General features: G+C 62.1%; 6 protein-coding genes. 4 read left to right on the forward strand and 2 right to left on the reverse strand.

Going from position 1 to position 4,978, the window contains the following annotated elements; all coding sequences use genetic code 11:
* Positions 1-1,068: flavin-dependent monooxygenase (locus tag ACXRVY_RS16850; RefSeq protein ID WP_458237806.1), on the reverse strand; the 1,068-nt coding region annotated here is incomplete at its 3' end.
* A gap of 203 nt (positions 1,069-1,271) precedes the next feature.
* The gene (locus tag ACXRVY_RS16855) at positions 1,272-1,949 is read right to left on the reverse strand and encodes an alpha/beta family hydrolase (protein WP_223462349.1); all 678 of its coding nucleotides are present in this window, start codon (positions 1,947-1,949) and stop codon (positions 1,272-1,274) included.
* 94 nt (positions 1,950-2,043) lie between these two features.
* Here ACXRVY_RS16855 and ccoN point away from each other — a divergent pair, with 94 nt between their 5' ends.
* From ccoN to ccoP, 4 genes are all read left to right on the forward strand, one after another.
* The gene (ccoN, locus tag ACXRVY_RS16860) at positions 2,044-3,468 is read left to right on the forward strand and encodes a cytochrome-c oxidase, cbb3-type subunit I (protein WP_223462350.1); all 1,425 of its coding nucleotides are present in this window, start codon (positions 2,044-2,046) and stop codon (positions 3,466-3,468) included.
* Between the two features lie 10 nt (positions 3,469-3,478).
* The gene (gene ccoO / locus ACXRVY_RS16865; protein ID WP_008020035.1) at positions 3,479-4,087 is read left to right on the forward strand and encodes a cytochrome-c oxidase, cbb3-type subunit II; all 609 of its coding nucleotides are present in this window, start codon (positions 3,479-3,481) and stop codon (positions 4,085-4,087) included.
* Positions 4,088-4,090: 3 nt separating this feature from the next.
* Positions 4,091-4,285 carry a cbb3-type cytochrome oxidase subunit 3 gene (locus ACXRVY_RS16870; RefSeq protein ID WP_150671820.1) on the forward strand — a complete coding sequence of 65 codons (195 nt, stop codon included), beginning with the start codon at positions 4,091-4,093 and terminating at the stop codon, positions 4,283-4,285.
* Positions 4,282-4,978 (forward strand): cytochrome-c oxidase, cbb3-type subunit III (gene ccoP, locus ACXRVY_RS16875; protein WP_458237807.1); only part of this gene is annotated, 697 nt, incomplete at its 3' end. The genes ACXRVY_RS16870 and ccoP, both read left to right, overlap by 4 nt.

Genomic DNA, 4,978 nt, shown 5'->3' on the forward strand with positions numbered 1-4,978 from the left:
GTTGATCGGATGGCTGCGGAAGATCGTCGAAGCACCGCTGTTGAACATCAGCTCGCCGGCTGCCTTGGCGCACTTGTCGGCCACCAGCGCCGAGTCATAACGCATCTTCACCCGCTCGGGCATGCTCAATGGTTCGCCCTTCTGCGCGCGCTCCAGCATCAGGGCGAAGTTGCGATGCAGCACGGTCTTGCACTCGTCGACGCAGACCATGGCGTTGGCCAGCGCCGATTGCGCGGCCGGGTCCTGGACCATCTTGCGACCGTCATTGACCCCGACCCGGGCGCGGTTGTGCTCGGCAAACAGATCCACCGCGCCTTGCAGGGCACCGATGGCGGACGACGAAACGGCACGCACAAAAATCTGCCCGAACGGCAGGCGGAACAACGGTGCGGTGTTCACCGCGTTGCCCGGACTGTTCTGCATGAAACCGTCGAACGCTCGATGGGTGCGGTACTCGGGAACGAAGGCGTTTTCCACCTGGATGTCGTGGGAGCCGGTGGCTTCCAGGCCCATGACGTTCCAGTTGTCGAGAATCCGGTAGTCGCTGCGCGGCACCAGGAACGTCCGGTAATCCGGCGCCCCGCCCGCCTCTGCCGGCGGCACCAGCGCACCGAGGAACGCCCATTCGCAATGCTTGCTGCCGGAAGAAAAGCCCCAGCGGCCGCTCAACTTGAAGCCACCATCAACCCGCTCGACCTTGCCCACCGGCATATAGGAAGAGGAGATCAGCACGCTGGAGTCGCTTCCCCAGACATCCTGGGCCGCGCGGTCGTCGAACAGCGCCAGTTGCCAGTTGTGGATCGCAACCACGCCAAGTACCCAGGCCGAAGACATGCAGCCCTCGGCAAGGGTCATCTGCACGTCGAAGAAATCCTTGGGCTCCAGCTCATAGCCTTCCCAACGGGCCGGTTGCAGGATGCGAAAGAACCCGGCGTCGTGGAAATCCTTCAGGGTTTCTTCAGGCAACTGGCCGGCTTGCGCGGCATTCAGGGCGCGTTCACGCAGGATCGGCACCAACTCGCGGGCACGTTGGCTCAGACRCTGGCGAATCAGGTCTTGGTTGAGCATTTTTATTGTTCTCCTTTGTTCACCCCATCCGCCGGGGCGCGCGTGCAACGGGGCGGGTGTAGCGCCCCTACCCTTGCATTCAAACAATGGAGAACAGAGGGGACATCCCTCAAACGGACCATGTGGGATGGGAGAATTGCTTTGCCTGACAGGCCGCCTTCGCGGGCAAGCCCGCGAAGAGGCAGGCCCAGACGCCACTCATCTCACTGAAGAAATGCGACCACTTTCTGCGCCGCAGCCGCCAAATGCTGCTCATGGCTAAACCCCGAAGCCTTCAACGGCTTCAAGTCATGATCCCCCGCCACCAGCCAGAACACTTCGATACCCGGCGATAGCGCATAACCCTCGACCGCCTCCCGGTTGCCCAACGCATCGCGCTCGCCCTGGACGATCAAGGTCCGAGTCTTCAACCCGGCCAGATGTTCGACCCGTGGTTTCTCCGGCTTGCCCACCGCATAGAATGGATAACCCAGGCACACCAGGGCATCCGCCCCCAACTCATCGGCCAGCAGGCTGGCCATGCGCCCGCCCATGGACTTGCCGCCGATGGCCAGCGGCCCAGTGACATGGCGTCGCACCTGGGCATACACCTCGCGCCAGCATTCCAGCAGTTTCGGCGCGGGGTTCGGCGGGCGTTTACCGCCGTCGATGCGCCGCTGCGCCATATAGGGAAATTCGAAGCGCAACACGTTGACGCCTTGAGCTTTGAGGCGTGCAGCCATGTCGCTCATCCAGTCGCTGTCCATCGGTGCGCCAGCGCCATGGGCGAGGATCAGCGTCGCCGCAGCCTTGCCAGCGGCGGCATTCCACAACCATCCATGATCCTGCACGCACTGCGCCCATTGATCCCCGTCAATACCGGCCTTGTGCCCTTTGTCCATGCTTGCCTCGCTTTCAGTCTGCCTATAACTCCGGCCGAAGGGTGCACTGCCTTGCGCTGCGCGCTCACTTCGGCTGAACCGTGGATGGGGAACCATGAACACTTCTATCAGTACCGCCTACAACTACAAGGTGGTCCGCCAATTCGCCATTATGACGGTGGTGTGGGGCATCGTCGGCATGGGGCTCGGGGTTTTTCTCGCTGCCCAGTTGGTCTGGCCCGAACTCAACTTCAATTTGCCGTGGACCAGCTTCGGCCGCTTGCGCCCGCTGCACACCAACGCGGTGATCTTCGCCTTCGGCGGCTGCGCGCTGTTCGCCAGTTCGTTGTACTCGGTGCAACGCACCTGCCAGACACGGCTGTTTGCACCGAAAATCGCCGCCTTCTGCTTCTGGGGCTGGCAGCTTGTGATTCTGCTCGCGGCCATCAGCCTGCCGCTGGGCTACACCAGCTCCAAGGAATACGCGGAACTGGAATGGCCGATCGACATCCTGATCACCATCGTCTGGGTCGCCTACGCCATCGTGTTCTTCGGCACGATCATGCAGCGCAAGACCAAGCATATTTATGTCGGTAACTGGTTCTTCGGTGCGTTCATCATCACCGTGGCAATCCTGCACATCGTCAACAACATGGAATTGCCGGTCAGCTTCACCAAGTCCTATTCGCTGTACTCCGGCGCCACCGATGCGATGGTGCAATGGTGGTACGGGCACAACGCCGTGGGCTTTTTCCTCACCGCCGGTTTCCTCGGGATGATGTACTACTTCGTGCCGAAACAGGCCGAGCGCCCGGTGTATTCCTATCGCTTGTCGATCGTGCACTTCTGGGCGCTGATCACCCTGTACATCTGGGCAGGTCCCCACCACTTGCACTACACYGCGCTGCCGGACTGGGCGCAGTCGCTGGGCATGGTGATGTCGCTGATCCTGCTGGCACCGAGCTGGGGCGGGATGATCAACGGCATGATGACCCTGTCGGGTGCCTGGCATAAGTTGCGCAGCGACCCGATCCTGCGCTTCCTCGTGGTGTCGCTGGCGTTCTACGGCATGTCGACCTTCGAAGGGCCGATGATGGCGATCAAGACGGTCAACGCCCTCTCCCACTACACCGACTGGACCATCGGCCACGTACACGCAGGCGCCCTGGGCTGGGTGGCGATGATTTCCATTGGCGCGCTGTACCACATGATCCCGAAAGTCTTCGGACGCGAGCAGATGCACAGCATCGGCCTGATCAACGCGCACTTCTGGCTCGCCACCATCGGCACGGTTCTGTACATCGCCTCGATGTGGGTCAACGGCATCGCCCAGGGCCTGATGTGGCGTGCGGTGAACGAGGACGGCACGCTGACTTACTCCTTCGTCGAAACCCTGGTGGCCAGCCACCCTGGCTTCGTCGTGCGGCTGGTGGGTGGCGCGATCTTCCTCAGCGGCATGTTCCTGATGGCCTACAACACCTGGCGCACCGTGCGGGCCTCGCAGCCTGCCGAAGTCGCCGCTGCCGCGCAGATGGCCTGAGGAGTCCGCCATGAAACACGAAACTATCGAGAAAAACGTCGGCCTGTTACTGCTGCTGATGATCCTGGCCGTGAGCATCGGTGGCCTGACCCAGATCGTCCCGTTGTTCTTCCAGGACGTGACCAACAAACCGGTGGAAGGCATGAAGCCCTACACCGCGCTGCAACTGGAAGGTCGCGACATCTATATCCGCGAAGGCTGCGTCGGTTGTCACTCGCAGATGATCCGCCCGTTCCGCGCCGAGACCGAACGCTACGGCCACTATTCGGTGGCCGGCGAAAGCGTCTGGGATCACCCGTTCCTGTGGGGTTCGAAACGCACCGGGCCGGACCTGGCGCGAGTCGGTGCGCGTTACTCCGATGACTGGCACCGCGCGCACTTGTACAACCCGCGCAACGTCGTGCCCGAGTCGAAGATGCCGGCCTACCCGTGGCTGGTGGCCAATCAGCTCGACAGCAGTCATACCGAAACCAAGATCAAGGCCATGCGTACCCTCGGCGTGCCGTACACCGACGAGGACATTACCGGCGCCGTCGCTTCGCTCAAAGGCAAGAGCGAGATGGATGCGCTGGTCGCCTACCTGCAAGTGCTCGGCACTGCGATCAAGAGCAAGAGGTGAGCAATGTTTGAACTGAGCACTGGAATGATCCGCGGCCTGGGCACGGTCGTGGTGTTCGTGGCCTTCGTCGGCCTGACGCTATGGGTGTTCAACGGCAAGCGCGGCCCGGAATTCGCCGAAGCGCGCCTGCTGCCGTTCGCTGACGAGCCACAACCCGACATCACTGAAGAATCAGCAACAAGGAGTACCCGGCCATGACCACCTTCTGGAGTACGTGGATCTGCGTACTGACCATCGGCAGCCTGATCGGCCTGACCTGGCTGCTGATCGGCACCCGCAAGGGTGAAACCAAGGGCAGTGTCGACCAGACCATGGGGCACAGCTTCGACGGCATCGAGGAATACGACAACCCGTTGCCGCAATGGTGGTTCATGCTGTTCGCCGGCACGCTGGTGTTTGCCATCGGCTACCTGATCCTTTATCCGGGCCTGGGCAACTGGAAAGGCGTTCTCCCCGGCTATGAGAACGGCTGGACCGGCGTGCACGAATGGGAAAAGGAAATGGCCAAGGCTGACGGGAAGTTCGGGCCGATCTTCGCGAAGTTTGCGGCAATGCCCGTGGAAGAAGTGGCCAAGGACCCACAGGCATTGAAAATGGGCGGCCGCCTGTTTGCCTCCAACTGCTCGGTGTGCCACGGCTCGGACGCCAAGGGCGCGTTCGGCTTCCCCAACCTGACCGACAGCGACTGGCGCTGGGGCGGCGCGGCCGAAGCGATCAAGACCACCATCACGGGTGGCCGGATGGCGATGATGCCGGCCTGGGGAGAAGTTCTGGGTGAAGCAGGTGTGAAGAACGTCGCCGCTTATGTGCGCCATGATCTGGCCGGCCTGCCGTTGCCGGAAGGCAGCAAAGCCGACCTGCAGGCCGGACAACAAGCGTTCAGCACCACCT

It is taken from the genome of Pseudomonas sp. P5_A2_2, from assembly GCF_054177685.1.